Source organism: Lacinutrix chionoecetis (assembly GCF_053604665.1).
Window position 1 is genome coordinate 447,129 of sequence record NZ_JBSHNQ010000086.1, and the last position, 23,612, is coordinate 470,740.

Genomic DNA, 23,612 nt, shown 5'->3' on the forward strand with positions numbered 1-23,612 from the left:
GATTTTTAATAATTTATATGTTTTGAACTATTCCCATATTGTGTGATAAAAAGCATCTGAATCATCATCGTTACGCTGGTAGGTATGTGCTCCAAAATAATCACGTTGCGCTTGTATTACATTTGCGGAAGATGATGCTGTTGTCATGCCGTTAAAAAATTGAAGGGCTTCACATAATGCAGGCGTTGCTAACTCATTTAATACAGATTGCGACACCACTTTTTTAGCCGATGACTTATATTTTTTAAGCGAGCTAGCTATTGTAAGATTGGTTAATATGTTTGAGGTGTTTTTAAAAACAGCAACCAATTCGTGCATTAATGTAGATTTAATAATGCAACCGCCTGTCCAGATTCTCGATATCTCGCTTAAATTTAAATTCCAAGAATATTTAGTTGAGGCTTCTGCAATTAATTTAAAACCCTGATAATGATTTACAATTCGAGCAAATTGATAGGCTTCTAATACTTCGTTAGTACTTATGTTTAATTCTGAAACATTTGTTTTTTTAAATGTATTACTTAACAAAACACGTTCTTCTTTGTAAAACGAAATGTATCTGGAGAATAGGGCAGAAGCAATTAGTGTACTGGGTACTCCTAATTCTGCCGAGGCAATCGTAGTCCAGTTACCTGTGCCTTTATTACCTGCTTTATCTAATACTTTTTTTACTAACCAATCTTTACCCTCTTTTTTTCTAAAAATAGTGCTTGTAATATCTAATAAATAGCTATCGGCTTTGTCTCTCCAGCATTCTAATGTAAGGGCTACTTTATCTGGATTTTGACCCAAAGCTTCCAAAATTGTAGAAACTTCTGCAAGTAATTGCATTTCTACATACTCAATACCGTTGTGTACCATTTTTATAAAATGGCCACTGCCTTCGGGTCCAACATAAGAGCAACAAGGCAAACCGTTTTTGTCTTTAGCCGAAATTGTTTCGAGATATTTTTGTACGTTTTTATAGGCTTCAACATCTCCACTTGGCATTATGGATGGTCCCTTTAACGCACCTTCTTCGCCGCCAGAAACACCAGTTCCTATAAAATGAATGCCTTTGGTTTTTAAATACTCGAAGCGCTCTTTAGTTTTTTTGTAGTTGGAATTTCCACCGTCAATAATAATGTCGTCTTTAGATAAATGCGGAAGTAAATCTTCTATAACATAATCAATGGTTTTGCCTGCATTCACCATAAGCATGATTTTTCTTGGCGTTTGTAATGCATTTACAAATGCTGAAATATTATCGAAAGTAGTAGCCTCGGATAATTCGGGATGCTCTGTTTTAAAGTTTTTAGCAACATCAACTTCAATACCATCGACATGCCTATTGAACATCGCGATTTTAAAACCGTTATTAGCTAAGTTTCGACATAGGCTTTTTCCCATAACACCTAAGCCAAATAATCCAAATTCCAATTTATTTTCTAATCGATTTTTCACTTCATCTATAATTTCTTCAGGTTTTAAACTGATATCTATTGTAATGGCGTTTTCCGGTTTTTCAAGGGTGTCAAACTGAGATTTTAACAACGTTGAAGGCATAAAATGATCAGTTCTATTCTTTAATCTATCGAAAATCTGGTCGAATGTTCCAGACAAATACACCCATTTGGTTCGACTTTCAATATGCAAACTTAAAATGTCTCGATACTTTTGCTTTAATGCCGAACACACAATAACACAACTGTTGGTTTTAAGTTCCTTTTTAGCTAAATCATTTAATGTTTCTAACCAACCTTTTCTATCATCATCATTTAAAGGTTGTCCACTTGACATTTTTTTGATGTTAGCTTCAGGATGAAAATCGTCTCCATCAAAAAAAGGAATATTTAATTCTTGGGCTAATCGTTTTCCGATGGTGCTTTTTCCACAACCCGAAACTCCCATTATAAATATTACTTTTTTCAACATTTTTAATTTTTAAAATGAAAAGTACACTGAGAGGTTTCGACTGCGCTCAACCTGACAAACTTATTTGCAATTAATTGACCTTTTCAAACTTAATTTGGTTCAGTGCTTTTGCCTACGGTTGCTTCTTTAAACCAAACCTCAGCATAACTTCCGTTTTCATATTGTTTATTAATGTCACCACCATAGGTTTCCGATTTGGTGGATTCTCCATTTGCTTGGTTATACGCACCTTGTTTAAAATAATTCATTTCTCCAGCATATGCAATTTCTCTTTCTTCACTCACCTCTCGTCTTGAAGAATAATTGTCTATGACCTGCTGCGGAATATCTGCTTTCGTAGGAAAATCGGATTTAATTAAACTCTTCGTAAATGTTATAGTGTCGTGACCTTCGCTGGTAAATGTTAAGTACATGATGCCTTTGTGTACATTGACTTCGTAACTAAATTCTTCGCCTAAAGCAATGCCATCTTTTGGTTCTTCAGGATACGTTGTTGCGTCTGTGCCAACTACAGAAAAATCATGTCCCCAAACTGCTGTGGAAAAATCGAACCGTCCGTCATTACTACCTTTTGGATTGATTTCGTAGTTCCAAAATACAGATCCTTTGGTTTGACCTGGGAATTTTTTGTAGAAGATTTTAAGTGGCTCATTTTCGTGTCCTTCGTCGCTATGAATTTGACCGATAACCACAGAATAGGAAGATGCTCTCGTCGCATCTCCTGTGGTTGACACGTGTTGTACTTTTAGCGTTCCTGTTAATTTTCCACCCGTTTCTGGTATCCAATGTGCCTTCTGGCCTAATTCCGTTCTTGTGTTTTTTGATGTTCTGGATGTAATACCAGAATTTGGTGTTTTATAAACTACCCAATCTATTCCGTTTTCATTTTCAACATAAAAGAAATCGTCTTTTTGGTAGTTTACCAAATCGTCAACATAGGTTCCATCACCTAAGAGAATTTTCCATTGGTCCATAAATGGAATGACGTCGCTTGGGTATTTTACTGTTTTTTGATTTTCAACTTCAGCTTTGTTTTCAGTCTTTTTTGTTTCGTTTTTACATGAAAAGATTGAAACAAGTATAACTAAGGTAAATAGCGATTTTTTCATTTTAGTCGTTTTTATTACAGTTTATGAGATTCCTGCTTTCGCAGGAATGTTTAATACATTAGTGTCATGACTAAGTTTTCTTCGGTTTTAATTAGTCCAGAATTGATTAGTGTATTATCTGATGCTGAGTTGTTTTTTGCACCCCAAAGAATAGACACAAACTTTACGTTGTTATTTTTAAAGGTGTTGTTATTGATTTTTACATTTACAATTCCGTTATGGTTAAATAACCTTTTGTTCTTCTCTTTTGCACCACAATTTGTAAATGTGCTGTTGGTAATTAGAAGATTTCCACCAATAGTAGATTCGTCGTAACCACCTCTGTAGTAATCCACAACATTTTGTTTTACGTTATTGAAGTTGCAGTTATTTATAGTTAAATATTCGGTGTTATAGTCACCTTTATCGTTTGTTTCTTCGGAAAGTTCAATGCCGTTTTCACAATCGGAAATCGATGTGTTTTCAAACGTGATACGCTCTGCAAAGGATTCTTTATATACTTTTAGCACATAATTAAAATCGCTTATTTCAGTAGTTACAACGGTTAAACCAAAATGGTTAGACATATTCTCATTTAAACTGGCAAAGGCGTAATTTGAATGGTTACCTTTTAAATCTAAGTTTTTTACAGTAAGCTTTCCTTTAGATTCTAAAGAGAATAATGGTGTATTCGCTTCACCGGAAAAAACAAGTTGCGCTTTATTGTCGCCTTGCGATTGGATGGTAATAGTTTTATCTATAACTAAAGATTTGTTTAGATTAAAAACACCTTCCGCTAAAGCAATAACGTCACCATTCTCCGCTTCATTTATTTTAGTTTGAAGCTCTTCTGCTTTTGTCACATTATGCGTTGTCGGTTCTTTATCTTCAAGTTCATTTGAAAACCATGAGGTTCCGTATTTAGATTTATCTAAAATATTTGGATTTTCGAAATCAACACCTACAACAGCACCTACATGCTTACTGTCTGTTCTTGAATTTCCGAATAAATCGGTTTCAATGGTATTAAAATCGAAACCGTTATAAGCTTCAAAATCGTTAGGAATTCCTGTTGGGATAAAAATATTATCGGAAACTTTATTTAATTCTAAAGAGGCTTCAATTAAACCACCATTAAAATTATTAAAAGGAACACCTTGATTATCTACAATGTTATTTTTAAACATGACACCATCTGCTTTATCGTTCTCAACGACTATTTGCTCTAAGCCTTTTTCATTATAAACGACGTTATTGGCAACCGTTGTTCTAATGGCTCTTGCGGAACGAATTTCAGATGGAGGTAACACATCTGCCTGTGCAATATTTGTACCTACACCAAATTGCCAAGGCGAGCTACAATTTACATAGGTGTTATAGGCTACCACAACGTCAGTCACTTGATTGTAACGATTTAATGGTGATTTTGGAATCCCATTCATTACAGCCAACGGACTTCTAAAGCTTTTCCCTTTTAGGTTGTAGAAGTAGTTATTAGTAACCCAATGTCCTGTATTAATAATACGTATGCCGCCAATATTTTCATTTATACCATCACCTATAAAATAGTTACCGTCTATTAATGAATAATTACCATGACGAGTTACCAAAGAGCCTTCACTTTTATAAAATACGTTATTTCTAAACTCGTTAAAATTGGTTTTACTGGATATGACTTCAACTTCACCATTACATTCTTCAAACAGGTTATTGGCAACTAAAGTGTGACTTGGAGACATAGAGGTGTAACTATCTCCCAACTGAATGGTTTCACCACTTGGGCCACCCTTTACAGGTCTTGGTCCAAAATGATTATTTACAATTTTATGATAGTTTTTAATGCTTTCTACACCTGCAATACTCACTCTAACGGTTGGTCCTCTGTTGGTTTTCCCTGCGATGTAACAATTGCTTAATTCATTGTGTCTTCCCCAAAACAACACCCATAAATCGTCTTCGTCACGCTTTGGTTTGTTAAAATCTTCGATAACGCAGTTAGTGACTTTACAATTGTTGGCTATATCATCTATAGAATCTTTGTTTTTAATTTTAAATTCTATAACTGCATTAGATGGTGAATAGCCATTTTTAAAATGCAACCCTTCAACTGTTAAATATTCACCTCCAAATTTTAAATACGATTGCCCTTCAATAGATACTTTTCCTGGAGTTTCTGCTTTTAATGTAATAGGGTTGTCTTTTGTACCTTTTCCTCTAAATTTAATTTGAACATCTTTGTAAATACCATCTTTTAAAACTAATACGTCTCCTGGTTTAGCCTTTTCTAAAGCATCGTTTAGCGCTTCAACATTTGAAATTAAAGCGTTATTTGTTTTTGATTGTTTATCACAAGCAAAAAATAGCAATGCAATGGAGAATACGATTATTGTTCTCATAAAAATTTAATTAGAGGATTTTTGTCTAAGTAATAATGAAAACAAAAAGTCTTTTAAAAACTAAAAGACTTAATGTAAACATTAGGTTTAATAGACAATTCAAATATTATTTTATTATTATTTTTCTAATGCCTTCATTCCCATTTTCAGAAATTATTTTAACTAAGTACATTCCTTTTGATAATTCTGAGACATTTATTTTATTATTGTTTAATTCAGATTTTAAAACCTGCTCACCTAAAATATTAAATATTTCTACTGTAGAAATATTTTCAGCATTTATCATTTCAATATTAAGAATATCGCTTGCTGGATTAGGATATATTTTAATGCCTTCAATTGTATTTTCAACCACGCTTAAAGTAGCATCGGAAACTACTATTTCATTAGAATAATTAAACGCTTTATCCACAGCATAAATTTTATAATAAGTACCAGCTGCATATGTATCTGTAAAATTGGTGTCTGTACCAATATAAGCAACCGTTCCAGTTAAACCACCAGTTCCATTTGTAGTAGTACTACCAAATTGGTAAATACCATTTTGATTAGGATCGTTATCTGCATTTGGCATTGTTGCATATTTAACAACTACATAACCACCACCATCAACACCGCCAGAAGGTGCAGTCCAACCAATTGAAGCTGTTCCGGCATTGTTTGCATAGGTTCCAGCCGTTGGATCGTTTGGTAAAGTGTCATCATAAGGTCCTGCATATACCACAAAATCATCAATACGTACTGTGTCTGTGTATCCGTTATCATCACCATCAAGTCGAGCTACAGCCCAATTCGAGGCATTAAAAACAGAGCCTGTAGTTAAAGTTCTGTATGTTTTTGTATAGGTATTTGCTGCAAATGGAGTAACATCTGTAGTGTTACTTGCAACACCTCCATTAGTATTATTTAAATAAATACCAGCATCTAAATCATCTCCTGGATCTGTTGGTGCAGAATAAAAGTATTGAACTGTATATTCTGTATCAGGCTGAATTGTAGGACTTGTTGGTGATGGTGATTGCATACGAACATTATTAGCTCCCGAAGCAACAGCCCAAGCGGCAGAAAAGGTGCCTGTTCTTGCTAATGATGCGTCATCGGTCATTTCATAAACCGATGAGTTACCTGTTGAAGAAACTGTCCATTCGGTTTGTGCAGTATCAACTTGCCCACTTCCTGCAGAATTCATGGTAGCATCTGCAGTTTGTGCTTCCATGCCACCATCCATTTCTGGAAATTGTCCAATAACCTGACCAACTGTTGGTGGAGTAGTGGCACCAGAATAAACAATTTCAGTATTTACGCGCTCAGCTTTTCTTGATGTTAATGTGCTTGGTGCAGAAGACGATCCAGCTCTGTAATTAAGCGATTGGTGAGCTGTAGGAGTCCAATGCCAGTTTAAAGAACCGTTACCAGAAAATAATAAGTTTGGTTGTCCTGGATCTGCAGCTACCAAGTTAGAACAATCCCAGTCTACAGCGATTTCTAAAGCACCGCCTGTGTAACTGAATGGTGTAGACAATACAAAACTCATAAACCCTTCGGCGCCAGGAAAATTGTTGGATGTGTTAAAGGTGTATGTGCCAACTATTGTAGCACCATTTATAGCATCGTCCCAGGTACTATCTACAGCAACGACTTCTGTTGCACTGGAATTTCTCATATAAACAACCATTGTAGCATCTCCTGAAGCTGTTATGATATTTGTAGAACCCAAATCGAAATTGATTTGAGATATAGTTGCAGAAGGTGATAAAGGAGCTAATTCTGTTGCAGAATAAAAAATACTTGCGCGAGAAAATACAGAACTTGATCCGCTATCTGAACGTTGAAAAGGGCCTCTGGTGGCAGATGAGGAGGTATCTGTACCTAGTGTAAGTGTCGATTGTGAATAAGCAAAACTTGCGAAAAGAATTGTTAGTAGAAGTAATTTTATTTTCATGATTTTTAAATTTATTTATTGTTAGTGTGTTAGGGATAATTGATAATATTTTACATAAGAAAAGGCCTCTGGATGTGTTGATGTTAAATAGTTTCCAGCTTTGAAGTAATTTTCGAAAGGCCACTTGTCTAAGCTAACATCCTGATATATAAATGGATCTTGGTCATTAAGCTGAACTTCAATTCTGGCAGTTGAAGCTTTAATTCTAAAGTCGAAAGCCTGATAGCCAACGTAGCCTAAATTTACTTTTATATCTTCCCATGTATTGCTTGAAGTATCTAATAAAGCATCTCCTGTTGTGTTTTCGTCAACTAGTGATTTTTTATGGCACCAAACAAAGCCATCTTTCCAGTATATTTTAATTAACGGAGGACCATTATTCGAGGAAAAGCCGTGCGTGTTCATATCTTCTTCAGATATAATACCATGAATTTGCATAACAATAACCTTATGATAGTCGTCGCTGGACGATTCATTATTTACAGAAACAGATTCAACTTTTAGTCTTCCAATCATTTCCCCTCCAGTTGCCAATGTCCAGTTATCGCCAGAATTAGAGGTGTTAATTAATTCTCTTAACTCCGTTCGTGAAAACGAACTGTTTGTGGTTGAGGATTCTGGATAGGTGTAAAACACAAGAGAAGCGTCTTGTATATCGTCATACATAAACGGCTGTACCGCAGTTAGCGTTTGATAACCATAATTAATGAGCTGTGATGGTTGGTATTCATCCGGACTGCCATTATTATTCTCATCTACAGGCAGTGTGACTTTCCAATTTGTAAAATCGATATCTGCATAAACAATTGGTTGGTCGTCATCATCGTCATTGTTTTCTTCGTCATCAGCCTCCTGAGTAATTGGTACTGGAGTGTCTTCATTATCTGTAGAACATGATGTAATTGGAGCCAACATTAAAAATATGAGAGCAAATTTAAACGTGTGTTTTAGGATACTAATCATGTTAAATATAAATTGGTTAACCAAATTGGTTTACCAAATATATTATAATTTTTTGAATTTCATAAAAAATTAGGAGTTCTATTATTAAATTAATAAAAAATAGACGTAGAATTTTGATGATAGTAATCTAAAAAGGATGAGAAAATGAAATATTTATCATTTAATTGTACCACACTGCATAGCGTTGTCTTTTTAAGGTTAAAGCCAATGCTGCTTCGGCCTTAAGCGCTTCGGTTCGGTTAGAAATCGGGTCTATATGATTGTATAAACTTGGCCTTAAATACATACCGTATTTTTCCACAATATTAGACGACAATTTATGTCCCTTTTTGTTTCGATAGCCTGTTTTATGCTGTAGAAAGCGTTCTTTTGGTGTTTTACTCGTCATACCTACGTATAAACATTGTAATACGCCATTAAATTGCGGATTTGCTTTTCTAAATTTTGCGTTTTCAGTAAACACACGTTTAGATAATTCTATAACATATATTCTATATGGCATGCAGTAAAACTACAAAAAGTACTTGAGATAGAGTAGGTATGAGCACAGACTAAATTGCTGTTATTTCAAAATAGACAGAATAAAAAAGCCCCTCTCACCGATAATTATCGGGAGATAGGCTTTTAACTCTATAATGAGTTGCCAACCAGTGACAACATTAAATTTGAAAGTTTATTTTTTATGATCGTCGATGACTTCCTCATCACGATATTTACAACATGGGTGTACAGAATTATATGCCTCATCTGTCGCCTTTAATTCTTTAGTATCATGACCTACTGAAACTATACTTTCTTGTATGGTTTCAAGGTTTGTTTTACGCTCGTCGAAAATTAGTTTTAGTTCATGTGTTTGTACATCCCAAATGGCAGACTTAACACCTTTGGTGTTTAAACTTGCCTTTTCAATTCTCTTTTTACACATTAAGCACACACCATCTACTTCTATAGATGCTCTTGCGTTTTTATTTTGCGCAAATGTAACAGATGTTACTAATAAGGCTAAAGCTATTACGGTGTTCTTTAGTATTTTAATAGATTTCATATTTATAATTTTTAATTATTAGTTTTTTTATTTTTAAAAGTATAAGTTATTTAATTTTATATCTCAATCCTGCATAATAATTTGATCCAAAAATTGGGCCATATACAAATGTAGTATCAAAACTTGAGCCAAAAGGATTATCTGCAGAAATTATAGGATTATTTTGTCTAACATTGGTTATGTTTTCTCCTCCTAAATAAATTTCAAATTTTGGAGAAAATACTCTTGTTACTTGAGCGTTAAGCGTTGCTAAAGTAGGTGAATAATCTGGTAATTGATATTGCACAGGATTATCTTGTGTTGATGAAAAACGCTGTGCTCCCAACCAATTATAGGTGGCATCAAATTTCCATTGTTTTGAATCTCCTTCAGCTAAATGTGTTTCATAAGAAGTATTAGCGAAAAAACGATGTTTAGGTGTTAAAGGTTTTTCTAACTCACCAGAATTGTACTGCGTTTTAACATCGTAATTTTTGTATGCTAAACGCACATCAAAACTATTAAAAGGCTCGTAATTAACTTCAACCTGAAAACTGTTGGCATAGCTATTACCTTTTAGGTTGTAGAAATTTACTTCCTGAGCATTTTCATAATCTACAACTACCTGATTTTTAAAGTCTGTTCTGTAAAAATCAAATATTACTTCTCCTTTTCTACCCAATGCTCTAAATCCTTGTAAAAAAGACACACCATAATTCCATGCAATTTCTGGGTCTAAACCATAAATGTTGCCAGAATTATCCAGAATATTTATAACTCTTGATGTAGAGAATAATTTTTGATTTTCCGCAAAAATATTAGCGCTACGTTTACCTCTTCCTACGGAGGCTCTAAACACACCTTTTTCCCAGGTAGTGTATTTAAAATGCAATCGTGGTGTTATAAAAGTACCTAATAAATTATGCCTGTCTATTCTTAAGCCAGCAGTCACATTTAGCTTGTCTAAATTAAAATAATTATACTCAAAAAAAGCGCCAATAGAATTTTCGTTTCTATTATAATTGGTAAGATTTACAAGTTCATTATAATGATCGTAAGTATAACTCAATCCTGTTTTTATTTTGTGTCTTGAGTCGCTTATAATAGAGTTATATATAACATTTGCATATAAACTGTTATGTTCTATATCGTAGACATTTAAGCCAAAATATGAGTTTTGTTTATGTCCGCTATAAGCAGCTTGTACGCCAACACTTTGCCATGGCAATTCTGGATTTACGTAACCCAATTTTGCTGAAATCTCATAGCGTTCTGTATCGATTTCACTTCCCCAAACCTCGTCTCCACTAAGCACAGAATTAGGAGATAGTCTATTGTTATCTGGGTTAAAATCTATTTCTCCAGATTCCTTATTATCGTTTAAATATTTTAAATTAATAAAACTAACAAAGCCTTTTTCTGGATTTGTGTATTGCCAGCGGTTCATAACATTGACTTGGTTATAAAGTGGCATATCTATAAAACCATCATTATTGACATCGTGTTTTTTATTATGAGTATTACCATGAAGGTATAAACCTGTGTCCCATCTATCACTAACTTTAGTGTTAAAATGGGTATTGAGCTCTAATCTTGTGCTACTTGCTCCATACAGATTTACAAATAATTTATCGTCGGTTGTGGGCTTAACCAACTCTGTATTTATTTGTCCAGCAATACTTTCGTAACCATTAACCACACTTCCTGCGCCTTTAGTAATTTGAATACTTTCTACCCAAGTACCAGGAATAAAACTAAGCCCAAAAGCTTGAGAGGCACCACGAATAGAAGGAATATTTTCGGTAGCAATTAATATATACGGACTCGTTAAACCTAACATTTTTATTTGTCGCGTACCAGTTACGGCATCGGCAAAGTTAACATCGATGGAAGGATTGGTTTCAAAGCTTTCAGATAAATTACAACAAGCAGCTTTAAGTAACTCATCACTACTAATCGTCATAATATTTTGCGAAGACAAATAAGAAGTTGCCGTAGCTTTATTCCTTGAAGTTATTTTAATTTCATCCAACTCACTCGTTGGTTTTAAATAATGTTTAATTGGCTTTGGCTCTATAATAGTTAAAGTATCTGTTTTAAAACCAACATAACTTATCACTAATTTCCGATATTCTTTTTTGTATGGAATGGTAAAGTTTCCGTTAAAATCTGTAACATTCCCAACTTTGGTGTCCAACCAAAACACATTGGCGCCTGGAAGCGGTGTCCTGTTTGCATTGTCTTCAAAAACCACACCTTTTAGCTGGGTTTGCGACCATGTTAAAAACGGAACTAATAGTATAATAAATAATAGCTTTCTCATTAAATATATATGTTTATTAGCATAATTACTGCCATTACTATCATAATAGTATTTTCTATAAAAGTGGCTTTAGTCATTGGTAAGTTTAAAGCTGTACCTAAACAGGCACATTGAATAGATTTTTTATCTAACAGCGTTTTAGTGACACCAATTGTTGTTATTCCTAAAATTATTATGGTAATTATTAAAGCGAAAGGAATTTGAAAACGCATTAAAAACATGAGACCAAGTGCAACCTCAATAAAAGGATACACTTTTCCGTAAGCAGGAATGGCTTTGGCCAATGGATCGTACATTTTAAAAGATTCTGGAAAACCTTTTAAATCTAAAATTTTAAAGAAGCTAAATACAATATAGAATAGACCCATAAAATCGAGCATAAAACCACTCCAATCCCAATTTTTATAATGTAAAAGTATAGAAGCTATGGTTATATAACCTATAATTAGAAATAGTGGTTTTAGTTTTTGTAAGTCTGTTTTTTCTTCTTCATTGGTTACTGAAGAAAATACGTTTTGTTCTTTCTTTTCAGAAATGGAATATTTTTCTGGTAATGCCTTTTGAAATGTTTCCATTTTTATATGTTGAGACATTTCTACAGTGGCTTCTTCATTAGCCAAATCTACCGAAGCATGAATTACATGCTCCATGTCATTAAGTATTTTTTCAACTGATGCTTTACAGTTGCCACAAGTCATACCTGCGATTTTATATGTGTGTTTCATTTTATTTGTTTTTTTAAATTATTTAGCGTTTTGTAAACGCTCAATCATTGCTTTCATTTCTTCAATTTCTCTTTCTTGAGCTTTAATGATGTCCTCAGCTAATTTTTTAACCTCTGGATCTTTTATATCTGCTCTACTGCTTGTTAAGATGGCAATGGAATGATGAGGTATCATGGCTTTCATCCATAAAATATCTCCAACTATTGGTTTTTGTATTCTTACTAAGGTTAAGGCTCCAAAAAACAGAATAATACTACCTAAAACAATAGCAATGTTTTTCTTCTTGTTTTGGTACATGTTGCGCATAGCAACAAACATAATTATAGCCATTGCTGCAATACCTAAGCAACTCATGTAAAAACGAGTTAAACTAAAGTAAACATGGTCTATTGCATAAGTATTTAAATACATGGTTATATACATAGCTATAAATGAAGCCACTAACATTAAAATAAATTTTGTGTAACTGTTTTTTTTCATGTCATGATTTTTCATAATAAAATGGTTTTAGTAATTATATTGTTTTTAAAATCTTAAAGATAATCCGCCTCCAGCGCCAAAGCGATTATCGTAACTCGCCATTAACGATGCGTTTTTTGACAGTAAATATTCAACACCAGCACTCCAAACTAATTCTTTTTCAAAATTTGAATTTTGTGGTAGTGTATTTACTAAACCAAAATCGGCTTGGTATTCAATTTCTCCAAAAACAGCTGTTCTTGGAAACACCATAATTTCACGACTTAAACCTACTTGTGGTCGTAATTCATTATCTAAACGAACATCAAGACTAAATAAATAAGGTGTTAAATACCGTAAACCAACAATAGCTGTTGTATTTACTTCTTCTAAACTATCTTCTAATTCATTTTCAATATTTACACCACCGAACACTCTTAAATAATCGTGTAAATAATACTCGTAAGTTGCTTCGGCTTCTAAATTTTTATTCCAGCCGTATTCTGCCATGACATTAAATTGATTCCTGTAGTTTGAAGTCACTAAGTTTAACTCTGTCATATGAGAGGCAACATCAACCATTCCCCAAGAATAATAAAGATTGCTTTCTTTTATTAAATTATTGATTGGATAGGCTTTCATTCTTTCGTCTCTTGGCGTATCGTAACTAATAATTCGTGTCATGCCACTCATCATATGGTACAAAATATGACAGTGAAAAAACCAGTCGCCATACTCATCGCCATAAAACTCGATGGTTACCTCTTTCATTGGTGGTACATTTACAGTATGTTTTAAAGGAGAATAATCTCCATTTTTATTTAATACTCTAAAAAAGTGACCGTGTAAATGCAAAGGATGGTGCATCATGGTTAAATTATTAAAAGTAATACGTGTTACCTCATTACTTTTAATCTTTATTTTATCGGTTTCAGATAAAACCACACCATTAAAACTCCAAATATAACGATTCATATTTCCCGTTAAGTTTAATAGAATTTCGTTTACGGGTGCGTCAGCATCGTATATTGTTTTCTCTGGAGATTTTAAATAATCGTAATTGTATTCGGCATTCATTTGCATACCATCCATGTCGTTCATATCCATTTCTTTACTATCTGCATGATTTGTATCATTCTCCATTTTCATTTTAGAATGGTCCATGTTATCATGATTCATCTTCTCCATTTTCATAGAATCATGTTTCATGTGTGGTTTTTCCATGCCATCTTGATTCTTCTTCATTTTAGAATGGTCCATGTTATCGTGATTCATATCATCATGATTCATTTCTCTATGATCCATCTGCATGCCATATTCAGCTTTAATTTTAAAACGTTCATCTTTATTTGGCTGAAATTTTAAAGCGTGTGCTCCCATTTTCATATCCATTTTAGCCATTTGTTTCATCATTTCAATTTTATCAGGTCTTGGAACCTCCATAGCCTTTAAAATTTCACCTTCACCTAAATATGCTGAAGCAGTGCCAGAACCATCTTGAGCAGAAATTTTGAATTCTAACTTTTTATCTTCTGGAATCGTTACTATAAAATCGTACGTTTCGGCATTACCTATAAATGTTTTGTTTCTAGTAACAGGCACTACATCTAAACCATCTGCTGCCACTAAAGTTGACGAATCACCACCAAAGGTCATCCAAAATGCTGTAGATGCTGCGCCGTTAATTATTCGCAACCTTACTTTTTCGCCACTTTTAAACTCTGGATAGTTAATAGTCTGTTTTCCATTAATTAAAAAGGCTGGATAATATACATCTGCAATGTCTGCGCCTTCCATTCTTTGTCGCCAGAAATCTAACTGAGCGCCAAAAGCACCTCTGGAAATTACTTGATTTAAAGGTGTTGCAGTTCCTTTTTTAATGCCATACCATTCGGTTCCTCTTTTTAAGGTTCTTAATACGTCTTTTGGTTTTTCGTTGGTCCAGTCTGAAAGCATTAAAACCAATTCTTTATCATATTTAAGGGTTTCCTCTTTTGGGTGAATAACAAAAGCACCATACACACCACTTTGCTCTTGTAACATAGTGTGAGAATGGTACCAATAGGTTCCAGCTTGTTTAAGTTTAAACTTATATGTAAATGTTGTGCCTGATTTTATTGGTGGTGTTGTTAAGTATGGTACACCATCGTAAAAATTTGGAAGTAAAATACCATGCCAGTGGACAGATGTTTCCACATCCATAGTGTTTTTTACATGGATTACTGCTTCGTCACCTTCGGTAAATTCTAAAACTGGACCAGGAATGGTGCCATTTACGGTCATTCCCATTACAGATTTACCTGTAATGTTAATGTTTTCTTTGGCGATTGTTAATGTGTATTCTTTAATATTAGAATCACTTTGAGAATCAAGTGTTTCTTGTGCTAATATTTTTCCTATTGAAAAGAAAAATAATGTGGCTAAAAGCCATGTATTCAATTTCATTTTTAATCATTTAAATTAATAATTCGGTTAAAAATTCCGCGTAAGCGAAATACACTGAATTATTAAAATCAAATTAAAAACACATCGTCCAGAAGTTGTATGTCGACGACGAGATTGGGTGGTGAATAGTCTTTATGAGGTATAGTTTGCTTTGGTAAGCTTTCAAAAAGATAAATATAAGTGTAAACAAAAGAAGTGATAAACAGTTGCTGACTTAACTCTAAATCCTCGAAAGTGTTGAGTTTTAAATCGTCTTGACCTTTTATGACCTCTACTTCATCTTTACAACATCCTTTTTTCATAGGTGTTTTGTCTGCCATTTCCATACCGCAATTTTTAGCTTTGGTAAATACGGCAGTATCTATTAAGCGGTTGCCACAGTAATGCGATTCAACAGTGAAAGATAATGTTGAAAACAGCACTATAAATGCCATAGCAAAAGATAAAGTTTTATGTAAAATGTTAATTTTCACGATGCAAAGTTACAAAAAATATAAATATGAAATTATGTATATACGCGGTTTAACACTATTTTAAGCACCTTTTCTTTGGTAATAAAAAGCTGGTAATAACAGTAATAATATTAGTGGCTGAATTAAAAATCGCCTAATATTAAAAAACATAAAATAATCCTCCTGCTTTGGGTTGAGGACAAAATATAAAAAGAGAATTAGTAAAAAGAGGTAGCTAACACTGTAAATTAAAATTGAAAATTTAATAATACTCCAATCCTTAAAAAACATATATAATATAGCTAACGAAATTAGAGTGTTTATTACAAAACGAAGGGTCGTAGATAGTGTTAATTTTAATACCTCACGCCTTGGCGAATCTATATACAAATAATCGTTTTGGAAGAATTTTAAATACGGATCGTAGAATAATTCGCTTTCAAACGCGCGTACTAAAACCAATAACAAGAAAAGAAAAAACAGCCAAATATATTTGTTGTACTTACCCATTATTTTTTCCAATATTAGAAAATCTATTCACCCAAAGCATCCATAATAAAAATACAATACCATAAATTATTGCGGGAAACACCACCGAATGTAATATATCACTCCTCCATGGATAATGGTACAATCCAACGGATAGAATTACGATTCTAACCAAGTTTACAATATAAATAATAACACTTCCGGCAAGCAAAAATAAAAATGTTGTTTTTAATTTGCCAGAAAACGCTATTACAAACGCAACAAACAAGATAATAACACTCACAGCATTACAACCTTCGATTATTCGTGCCAAATATTTTCCGCGAACTATTAATTTCATTGAAGGTTCTAATGGATGTTTAATAACTTCGGCTTTGTAACCAACGGTGTTTAACAAAGCTTCACTTTGGTAAGCCACTAAATTGGTAATATAATCTGGATAATATAAAGAACCTGTTGATGCATTTAAATATAATTTATAGACTATAGATAACCCAATATAAACCAACAAAAAGGTGACTATAAATTTAATGACTGATTTATATTTAACTACGAGGTCTTTCAATTTAATTATGAAAAATTTAGAATTTTTAAAGGTTGAAATTACGTCTTTTTAAATACTTTTACCAAAAAAATATAGCCTTATGAATTTTGAAACCTTAAAACCACAAACTCAAGCTATTCTTTCTAACTCAGGAAATACTGTTGATACAAGGCTAATACAAATTTGCGAACTGTTAGAAGCAAATGTAGCACACTACAATTGGGTTGGTTTCTATTTTAAAAATGGCGATAAAAACGAATTAAAATTAGGACCTTATGTTGGTGAACCTACAGACCATACAATTATTCCTTTTGGAAAAGGCATTTGTGGACAAGTTGCTGTAAGTAACAAAAATTTTGTGGTGCCAGATGTTGCTGCACAAGACAATTACATTGCCTGTAGTATAACGGTTAAGGCGGAAATAGTAATTCCTATTTTTGTAAATGGTGAAAATATTGGGCAAATAGATATCGACTCTAACACACCAGATCCGTTTACAGAAGAAGATGAACGCTTTTTAGAGTTTGTTTGCGAAAAAGTAGCAAAAATCTTATAGTTGTTAACAACTATAGATTTTAGTTGAAAACCCAATTATTTTTTAGGCATAATTCTTTTACTTTTTATTTAAATTTGCTTGCTTATTAACACAACTACTAATGAGCAATAACAAAACAATTAAATCTGCACTAATTTCGGTATTTAGCAAGGAAGGTTTAGAACCTATTGTTAAAGAACTAAACGCACAAGGAGTTACCATTTATTCTACTGGTGGAACAGAAAAATTTATTAACGATTTAGGAATAAAAGTCGTTCCTGTAGAGGATGTAACCTCGTATCCATCTATACTTGGAGGTCGTGTAAAAACGTTGCATCCAAAAGTTTTTGGTGGTATTTTAAATCGCCAAAACCATGAAGGTGATGTTACCGAAATGAAAGAATTTAACATTCCGCAAATAGATGTGGTGATTGTAGATTTATATCCTTTCGAAAAAACCGTTGCTTCAGGCGCAAGCAATCAAGATATTATCGAGAAAATAGATATTGGAGGTATTTCTCTAATTCGAGCTGCAGCAAAAAATTATGCAGATGTTATTTGCGTGTCTTCGGTTAATGATTATGCAGAATTTTTAGAATTGATAACAGACAAAAAAGGAAACCTATCTGAAGAAGACAGAAAAGCATTTGCAGCAAAAGCTTTTAATGTGTCTTCGCACTACGACTCGGCGATTTTTAACTACTTTAATAAAGACCACAGTATTGCAGCTTTAAAAGTGTCTGAAACCAACGGTAAGGTTTTACGTTATGGTGAAAACCCACATCAACGCGGATTTTTCTTTGGAAATTTTGACGAGATGTTTACTCAGTTACATGGGAAAGAATTAAGCTATAACAACCTCTTAGACGTTGATGCTGCTGTAAACTTAATGGATGAGTTTAAAAACGATGCACCAACGTTTGCTATTTTAAAACATAATAATGCCTGTGGTTTAGCGCAGCGTGACACTTTATTAGAAGCATATAACGATGCACTTGCTGGAGATCCAGTGTCAGCCTTTGGTGGTGTTTTAATTTCAAATACTGAAATTGATAAAGCAACAGCCGAAGAAATTCATAAACTGTTTTGTGAAGTAGTAATTGCTCCAGGCTTTTCTGCTGAAGCCGAAACGATTTTAAAAGGCAAGAAAAACAGAATTCTTTTGGTTTTAAAAGATGCTGAATTGGCTCAAACAACGGTAAGAACATGTTTAAACGGTGTTTTAGTACAGGATAGAAATAACAAAACAGACCAAAAAGAAGACCTTAAAAATGCCACTACAAAAGCGCCATCAAATAACGAGTTAGACGATTTAATTTTCGCTTCTAAAATTTGTAAGCACACAAAATCTAATACTATTGTTTTAGTAAAAGGAAAGCAATTGTGTGCCAGTGGTACTGGGCAAACAAGTCGCGTAGATGCTTTAAACCAGGCCATACACAAAGCGCAATCTTTTAAATTTAATTTAAACGGAAGTGTTATGGCAAGTGATGCTTTTTTTCCGTTTCCAGATTGTGTAGAGATTGCTAAAAATGCTGGAGTTTCGGCAGTAATACAGCCAGGAGGGTCGATTAAGGATCAGCTTAGTATAGATTACTGTAACGATAACGATGTTGCCATGGTATTTACAGGAACACGCCATTTTAAACATTAAACTACGTCCTGCAAAGGCAGGAATTTTATTATAAATACTTCCAGACCTCACAGATTTTTAAAACCTGTGAGGTCTTTTTTATAAATTTCAGGATACATCAAAAAAATTATATGTTTTAGAAAGCTGGATAAACGATTTTAAAATTTAAATTCTCTTTTTAACATTTAACGTGTTAACAATTCCACAAAACCGAAAAAATAAATTATAAGTCACATCTAAAATTGCGCAAGTAACGTATCTCTTTTATTGTTTGGTTTATAAATCATTCAGCCCTAAAAATTTATATAAGAACTATATACAATAAAAGCTGTTTTTTTAGTTAGTTTTATTACTTTTACAGCAACTCAATAATAACTTCAATAATTACTACTTAACGCATGGGATTTTTTGACTTCCTAACCGAAGAAATCGCAATAGATTTAGGAACTGCAAACACATTAATTATTCACAACGACAAGGTTGTTGTAGATGCTCCATCCATTGTTGCGAGAGATCGTATTTCGGGAAAAATAATAGCTGTTGGTCAAGAAGCCAATATGATGCAAGGAAAAACACACGAAAACATTAAAACCATTAGACCATTAAAAGATGGTGTAATTGCAGATTTTGATGCTTCGGAGCAAATGATAAGTATGTTTATTAAAAACATTCCTGCGCTTAAAAAGAAGCTGTTTACACCGTCTTTACGAATGGTTATTTGTATTCCTTCTGGAATTACAGAAGTAGAAATGCGAGCGGTTAAAGAAAGTGCAGAGCGAGTTAACGGTAAAGAAGTATATTTAATACATGAGCCAATGGCTGCTGCAATTGGTATTGGTGTTGATATTATGCAGCCTAAAGGAAACATGATTGTAGATATTGGTGGTGGTACTACCGAAATTGCTGTTATTGCTTTAGGAGGGATTGTTTGCGACAAATCTGTTAAAATTGCAGGAGATGTATTTACAAACGATATTATTTATTACATGCGTACACAACATAACCTTTATGTTGGTGAACGTACTGCCGAAAAAATAAAAATACAAATTGGTGCAGCTACCGAAGATTTAGATTTACCACCAGAAGATATGAGTGTTCAAGGCCGCGATTTATTAACAGGAAAACCTAAGCAGGTGCAGATTTCTTATCGTGAAATTGCTAAAGCTTTAGATAAATCTATTTTACGTGTGGAAGATGCGGTTATGGAAACTTTATCGCAAACACCTCCCGAATTGGCTGCCGATATTTATAATACTGGTATTTACTTAGCTGGTGGAGGATCGATGTTACGTGGCTTAGATAAGCGACTGTCTCAAAAAACAGATTTACCAGTTTACATTGCCGAAGATCCTTTACGTGCAGTAGTACGTGGTACTGGGATTACACTTAAAAATTTATCAAAATTTAAAAGTATTCTGATTAAATAATCTTCAATTCTAAATGCAACAAATAGTAAACTTTATACTAAGAAACAAAACGTTTCTGCTATTTGCATTGCTGCTGTTTATTTCGCTGCTGTTAACAATTCAATCGCATAGCTATCATAGAAGTCGTTTTATAACATCGGCAAATTTTTTAAGTGGTGGTTTATACACCACCTCTAATAATATAACGGATTACTTTGGGTTAAGGGAACAAAATATTTTACTACAGGAAGAGAATAATAAATTAAAATCTATTCTTTTTAATTCAGAAAATAACGAAGCAGCTGCTTTCATCGACAGTACAAGTTTTTCTAAACATTATGTGTTTGTACCAGCTCAGGTTATTAAAAACAGTTATGCTGCAACTAATAATATTTTATTAGTTAATAAAGGGAAAAAAGACAGTATAAAGCAAGATTTAGGAGTAATTACCAGCAAAGGGATTCTTGGTATCATCGAAAAATCGAGTGCTAACTATGCGACGGTATTATCTATTTTAAATACTACAAGTAGCATAAGTGCACAACTTAAAAAAACCAATCATTTTGGATCGCTAAGCTGGAACGGCAATTCGCCACAGACCATTCAACTTACAGAAATCCCTAAAATTGCACCTGTTGCAAAAGGAGATACTATTATTACTTCTGGACGTTCGGCCATATTTCCAAAAGGGATTCCAGTGGGCACTATTTCAAATTTTAAATTAGATACTGCAGAAAACTACTACGAAATTGAAATTACCCTGTTCAACGACATGACAAATATTGAACACGTATACATTATCGAAAACAGAGATGTTAAAGCTATAAAAGCTATTTTACAAACAAATGACTAATATATTTTCAATACATACCATCCGTTTTATTGGCTTGATTGTGTTGCAAGTGTTAGTGTTAAGTCATATTAATTTTATGGGTTACATAAACCCGTATATTTATATATTGTTTATTATTCTCTATCCGGTTAAAAATAACAGACTATTATTTATTTTGCTAAGTTTTCTATTAGGCTTATTTGTAGATATGTTTTTAGATTCTGGAGGTGTGCATGCAGCAGCGTCGGTAACTATTGCATTTATTCGTCCAGCGGCCTTAAAGTTTAGTTTTGGCGCGGTTTACGAGCACCAAACAATTAAATTTGGTAGTATCGATTTTGGGCAACGCTTTACGTATATAACTATATTAACCGTTATTCATCATTTTATTTTATTTTCTCTTGAAATTTTTAACTTTTCCAAGATACTTTTTGTACTTAAAAACACGTTATTTTCAAGTATATTTACTATAATTTTAAGTGTTTTACTTATTATAATTTTTAGTGGTACAAATAAAAAATGAGACAATTTTTACTTTTCTTTTCTGTAATTTTAGTTGGCATAATATTTACTGCCAGACTCTTTTATTTGCAAATTTATAAATCTAATTCAGATAGTCTTTACGAAGACAATGCCATTAGAAAAGTGTACGATTACCCTAAAAGAGGTTTTGTTTACGATAGAAATGGTAAGCTATTAGTTGCCAACCAACCTTCTTACGATGTTATGGTTATTCCTCGAGAAGTGCAGCCATTAGACACTTTAGAATTTTGCTCTTTACTTAAAATTGATAAAGAACGTTTTATAAGTCAGCTGGAAAAAGCAAAAAATTACTCATGGCGATTACCTTCTCCTTTCGTTTCGCACCTTTCTAAGGAAGATTATGCTGTACTTCAGGAAAAAATGAGAAAATATGAAGGGTTTCACATTCAAAAACGCTCGCTAAGACAATACGAAACAACCATAGGTGCTAACGTCTTGGGCGATATTGGTGAAGTAAATAATGCCAACATTAAAAACGATGGCTATTATAAAATGGGTGACCTTATTGGCAAACAAGGTGTGGAGAAATCTTACGAAGACATTCTACGTGGCAGAAAAGGGATTCAGTTTATACAAAAAGACAGGTTTAATAGAAACATTGGGCCATATAAAGAAGGGAAATACGATACTGTTCCAGAACAAGGTAAAGACATAAAAATAACTATTGATGCAGAGCTTCAAGCCTATGGTGAGTGGTTAATGCAAAATAAACGCGGAGGAATTATTGCTATAGAACCAAGTTCTGGTGAAATTTTGGCGATGATTGCAGCACCTTCCTATAATCCAAATGATTTGGTTGGTAGAAAACGTTCTAAAAACTTCAATAAATTAATTAGAGACTCTATTGCCAAGCCTTTGTTTAACAGAAGTTTACAAGGTGTTTACGAGCCTGGTTCACCATTTAAATTAATGAATGCTTTAATTGCACTCCAAGAAAACGTAATCTCTACAGACGAAAAAATAACTTGCTATACAGGTTACAGATATGGTAATAGTTTTATGAAATGCCACTGTAGAAGCGGTACAAGAAACGATATGATTCATGGGATTCAAGAGTCTTGTAACGCGTATTTCGCCACTGTTTATCGTCGTATTTTAGACAAACCTGATAATGCCTCTATTGGTATTGATAACTGGAGTAAACACGCCAAAAGCTTTGGCTTAGGAAATTTTTTAAATAACGATTTAGTGGTCGGGCAAAAAGGACGTATTCCTAATAGAAACTATTACAGTAAAATATACCCAAGAGAATTCTATTCTACCTACACTATTTCTAATGCTATTGGTCAAGGTGAGGTGGCAACAACTCCTATTCAATTAGCAAATATGGTAGCAGCAATAGCGAATAGAGGTTATTATTTTACACCACATATTATTAAAGAAATTGAAGGCGAAAAACTACCAGATAATTTTACCATTCCAAAATACACAACTATAGACAAAAAGCATTTCGACCCTGTTATTGAAGGCATGTTAAAAGTATATGAAAAGGGAACAGCGGCATCATTACAAGTAAAGGGCATTGAAATCTGCGGAAAAACAGGTACAGTAGAAAATTTTGCTGTTATCGATAGTGTTAGAACGCAATTAACAGACCATTCTATATTTGTTGCTTTTGCACCTAAAGACAACCCAAAAATTGCAATGGCCGTTTTTGTGGAAAATGGTTATTTTGGAAGTAGATATGCTGGAAAGATTGCTAGTTTAATGATTGAGAAATATATTAATAACACCATTACGCGTAAAGACTTAGAAACGTGGCTGTTAACCCATAGTCTTGAAAACGAATATGCAAAGCCCTATTCTGGTGAGCCTTTTAAAATTAATCGTCAAACCGAATACCAAATAATTCCAATGGAAGAGGTTCTTGAGTATCCAGGCGAATCTAATACTAAGTAG

Annotated in this window: 20 protein-coding genes; 6 read left to right on the top strand and 14 right to left on the bottom strand. The window is 33.4% G+C overall.

The genetic code is table 11. The annotated features are described in order from the left end of the window. Positions 1–27: 27 nt before the first annotated feature. The 14 genes from gndA to xrtF all read right to left on the bottom strand — a co-directional run bounded on the left by gndA (position 28) and on the right by xrtF (position 16,785). Complete coding sequence (gene gndA / locus ACVC43_RS14215; RefSeq protein WP_452225196.1) at positions 28–1,914, bottom strand: NADP-dependent phosphogluconate dehydrogenase; 1,887 nt, start codon at positions 1,912–1,914, stop codon at positions 28–30. An 89-nt stretch (positions 1,915–2,003) separates the two neighbouring features. Then, positions 2,004–3,023, bottom strand: coding sequence for a polysaccharide lyase family 7 protein (locus tag ACVC43_RS14220; RefSeq protein ID WP_452225197.1), 1,020 nt, complete (start codon positions 3,021–3,023; stop codon positions 2,004–2,006). Between the two features lie 50 nt (positions 3,024–3,073). Further along, positions 3,074–5,398 carry a chondroitinase-B domain-containing protein gene (locus tag ACVC43_RS14225; protein ID WP_452225198.1) on the bottom strand — a complete coding sequence of 775 codons (2,325 nt, stop codon included), beginning with the start codon at positions 5,396–5,398 and terminating at the stop codon, positions 3,074–3,076. 106 nt (positions 5,399–5,504) lie between these two features. Next, positions 5,505–7,340 (bottom strand): T9SS type A sorting domain-containing protein, encoded by a 1,836-nt coding sequence (locus ACVC43_RS14230; RefSeq protein WP_452225199.1) that lies wholly within the window; start codon positions 7,338–7,340, stop codon positions 5,505–5,507. 21 nt (positions 7,341–7,361) lie between these two features. Then, on the bottom strand, positions 7,362–8,303 hold the full coding sequence (locus ACVC43_RS14235; RefSeq protein WP_452225200.1) for a polysaccharide lyase family 7 protein: 942 nt from the start codon (positions 8,301–8,303) through the stop codon (positions 7,362–7,364). Between the two features lie 160 nt (positions 8,304–8,463). Beyond that, a complete protein-coding gene (locus tag ACVC43_RS14240; protein ID WP_452225201.1) occupies positions 8,464–8,805 on the bottom strand; it encodes a ribose-5-phosphate isomerase in 342 nt (113 codons plus the stop codon). 171 nt (positions 8,806–8,976) lie between these two features. Beyond that, positions 8,977–9,348 (bottom strand): heavy-metal-associated domain-containing protein, encoded by a 372-nt coding sequence (locus ACVC43_RS14245; protein ID WP_452225202.1) that lies wholly within the window; start codon positions 9,346–9,348, stop codon positions 8,977–8,979. A gap of 46 nt (positions 9,349–9,394) precedes the next feature. Next, positions 9,395–11,650, bottom strand: a complete 2,256-nt coding sequence (locus tag ACVC43_RS14250; protein WP_452225203.1) for a TonB-dependent receptor — start codon at positions 11,648–11,650, stop codon at positions 9,395–9,397. Continuing rightward, positions 11,650–12,375: a heavy-metal-associated domain-containing protein gene (locus ACVC43_RS14255; RefSeq protein WP_452225204.1), complete on the bottom strand. Its 726-nt coding sequence runs from the start codon at positions 12,373–12,375 to the stop codon at positions 11,650–11,652. The genes ACVC43_RS14250 and ACVC43_RS14255 overlap by 1 nt, the downstream gene beginning before the upstream one ends. An 18-nt stretch (positions 12,376–12,393) precedes the next feature. Then, positions 12,394–12,870, bottom strand: a complete 477-nt coding sequence (locus ACVC43_RS14260) for a DUF305 domain-containing protein (protein WP_452225205.1) — start codon at positions 12,868–12,870, stop codon at positions 12,394–12,396. A gap of 30 nt (positions 12,871–12,900) precedes the next feature. Next, positions 12,901–15,279 (bottom strand): multicopper oxidase domain-containing protein, encoded by a 2,379-nt coding sequence (locus tag ACVC43_RS14265; RefSeq protein WP_452225206.1) that lies wholly within the window; start codon positions 15,277–15,279, stop codon positions 12,901–12,903. A 68-nt stretch (positions 15,280–15,347) separates the two neighbouring features. Then, positions 15,348–15,746 carry an HYC_CC_PP family protein gene (locus tag ACVC43_RS14270; RefSeq protein WP_452225330.1) on the bottom strand — a complete coding sequence of 133 codons (399 nt, stop codon included), beginning with the start codon at positions 15,744–15,746 and terminating at the stop codon, positions 15,348–15,350. A gap of 66 nt (positions 15,747–15,812) precedes the next feature. Further along, complete coding sequence (locus ACVC43_RS14275) at positions 15,813–16,241, bottom strand: exosortase F system-associated membrane protein (RefSeq protein WP_452225207.1); 429 nt, start codon at positions 16,239–16,241, stop codon at positions 15,813–15,815. Continuing rightward, entirely contained in the window at positions 16,234–16,785 is a 552-nt protein-coding gene (xrtF, locus tag ACVC43_RS14280) for an exosortase family protein XrtF (RefSeq protein WP_452225208.1), read from the bottom strand. The genes ACVC43_RS14275 and xrtF overlap by 8 nt, the downstream gene beginning before the upstream one ends. A gap of 79 nt (positions 16,786–16,864) precedes the next feature. Here xrtF and ACVC43_RS14285 point away from each other — a divergent pair, with 79 nt between their 5' ends. From ACVC43_RS14285 to mrdA, 6 genes are all read left to right on the top strand, one after another. After that, a complete protein-coding gene (locus ACVC43_RS14285) occupies positions 16,865–17,320 on the top strand; it encodes a GAF domain-containing protein (RefSeq protein WP_452225209.1) in 456 nt (151 codons plus the stop codon). Positions 17,321–17,420: 100 nt separating this feature from the next. Next, entirely contained in the window at positions 17,421–18,953 is a 1,533-nt protein-coding gene (gene purH, locus ACVC43_RS14290) for a bifunctional phosphoribosylaminoimidazolecarboxamide formyltransferase/IMP cyclohydrolase (RefSeq protein WP_452225210.1), read from the top strand. Positions 18,954–19,330: 377 nt separating this feature from the next. Then, positions 19,331–20,359, top strand: coding sequence for a rod shape-determining protein (locus ACVC43_RS14295; protein ID WP_452225211.1), 1,029 nt, complete (start codon positions 19,331–19,333; stop codon positions 20,357–20,359). 13 nt (positions 20,360–20,372) lie between these two features. Beyond that, on the top strand, positions 20,373–21,191 hold the full coding sequence (gene mreC / locus ACVC43_RS14300) for a rod shape-determining protein MreC (protein ID WP_452225212.1): 819 nt from the start codon (positions 20,373–20,375) through the stop codon (positions 21,189–21,191). Continuing rightward, positions 21,184–21,693: a rod shape-determining protein MreD gene (mreD, locus tag ACVC43_RS14305; RefSeq protein ID WP_452225213.1), complete on the top strand. Its 510-nt coding sequence runs from the start codon at positions 21,184–21,186 to the stop codon at positions 21,691–21,693. The genes mreC and mreD overlap by 8 nt, the downstream gene beginning before the upstream one ends. Beyond that, a complete protein-coding gene (gene mrdA, locus ACVC43_RS14310) occupies positions 21,690–23,612 on the top strand; it encodes a penicillin-binding protein 2 (protein WP_452225214.1) in 1,923 nt (640 codons plus the stop codon). Before mreD ends, mrdA begins: the two co-directional genes overlap by 4 nt.

Coding starts and splice junctions, on each gene's coding strand:
- gndA (WP_452225196.1), bottom strand. CDS start 1,914: ATGTTGAAAAAAGTAATATTTATAATGGGAGTTTCGGGTTGTGGAAAA.
- ACVC43_RS14220 (WP_452225197.1), bottom strand. CDS start 3,023: ATGAAAAAATCGCTATTTACCTTAGTTATACTTGTTTCAATCTTTTCA.
- ACVC43_RS14225 (WP_452225198.1), bottom strand. CDS start 5,398: ATGAGAACAATAATCGTATTCTCCATTGCATTGCTATTTTTTGCTTGT.
- ACVC43_RS14230 (WP_452225199.1), bottom strand. CDS start 7,340: ATGAAAATAAAATTACTTCTACTAACAATTCTTTTCGCAAGTTTTGCT.
- ACVC43_RS14235 (WP_452225200.1), bottom strand. CDS start 8,303: ATGATTAGTATCCTAAAACACACGTTTAAATTTGCTCTCATATTTTTA.
- ACVC43_RS14240 (WP_452225201.1), bottom strand. CDS start 8,805: ATGCCATATAGAATATATGTTATAGAATTATCTAAACGTGTGTTTACT.
- ACVC43_RS14245 (WP_452225202.1), bottom strand. CDS start 9,348: ATGAAATCTATTAAAATACTAAAGAACACCGTAATAGCTTTAGCCTTA.
- ACVC43_RS14250 (WP_452225203.1), bottom strand. CDS start 11,650: ATGAGAAAGCTATTATTTATTATACTATTAGTTCCGTTTTTAACATGG.
- ACVC43_RS14255 (WP_452225204.1), bottom strand. CDS start 12,375: ATGAAACACACATATAAAATCGCAGGTATGACTTGTGGCAACTGTAAA.
- ACVC43_RS14260 (WP_452225205.1), bottom strand. CDS start 12,870: ATGAAAAATCATGACATGAAAAAAAACAGTTACACAAAATTTATTTTA.
- ACVC43_RS14265 (WP_452225206.1), bottom strand. CDS start 15,279: ATGAAATTGAATACATGGCTTTTAGCCACATTATTTTTCTTTTCAATA.
- ACVC43_RS14275 (WP_452225207.1), bottom strand. CDS start 16,241: ATGGGTAAGTACAACAAATATATTTGGCTGTTTTTTCTTTTCTTGTTA.
- ACVC43_RS14285 (WP_452225209.1), top strand. CDS start 16,865: ATGAATTTTGAAACCTTAAAACCACAAACTCAAGCTATTCTTTCTAAC.
- purH (WP_452225210.1), top strand. CDS start 17,421: ATGAGCAATAACAAAACAATTAAATCTGCACTAATTTCGGTATTTAGC.
- ACVC43_RS14295 (WP_452225211.1), top strand. CDS start 19,331: ATGGGATTTTTTGACTTCCTAACCGAAGAAATCGCAATAGATTTAGGA.
- mreC (WP_452225212.1), top strand. CDS start 20,373: ATGCAACAAATAGTAAACTTTATACTAAGAAACAAAACGTTTCTGCTA.
- mreD (WP_452225213.1), top strand. CDS start 21,184: ATGACTAATATATTTTCAATACATACCATCCGTTTTATTGGCTTGATT.
- mrdA (WP_452225214.1), top strand. CDS start 21,690: ATGAGACAATTTTTACTTTTCTTTTCTGTAATTTTAGTTGGCATAATA.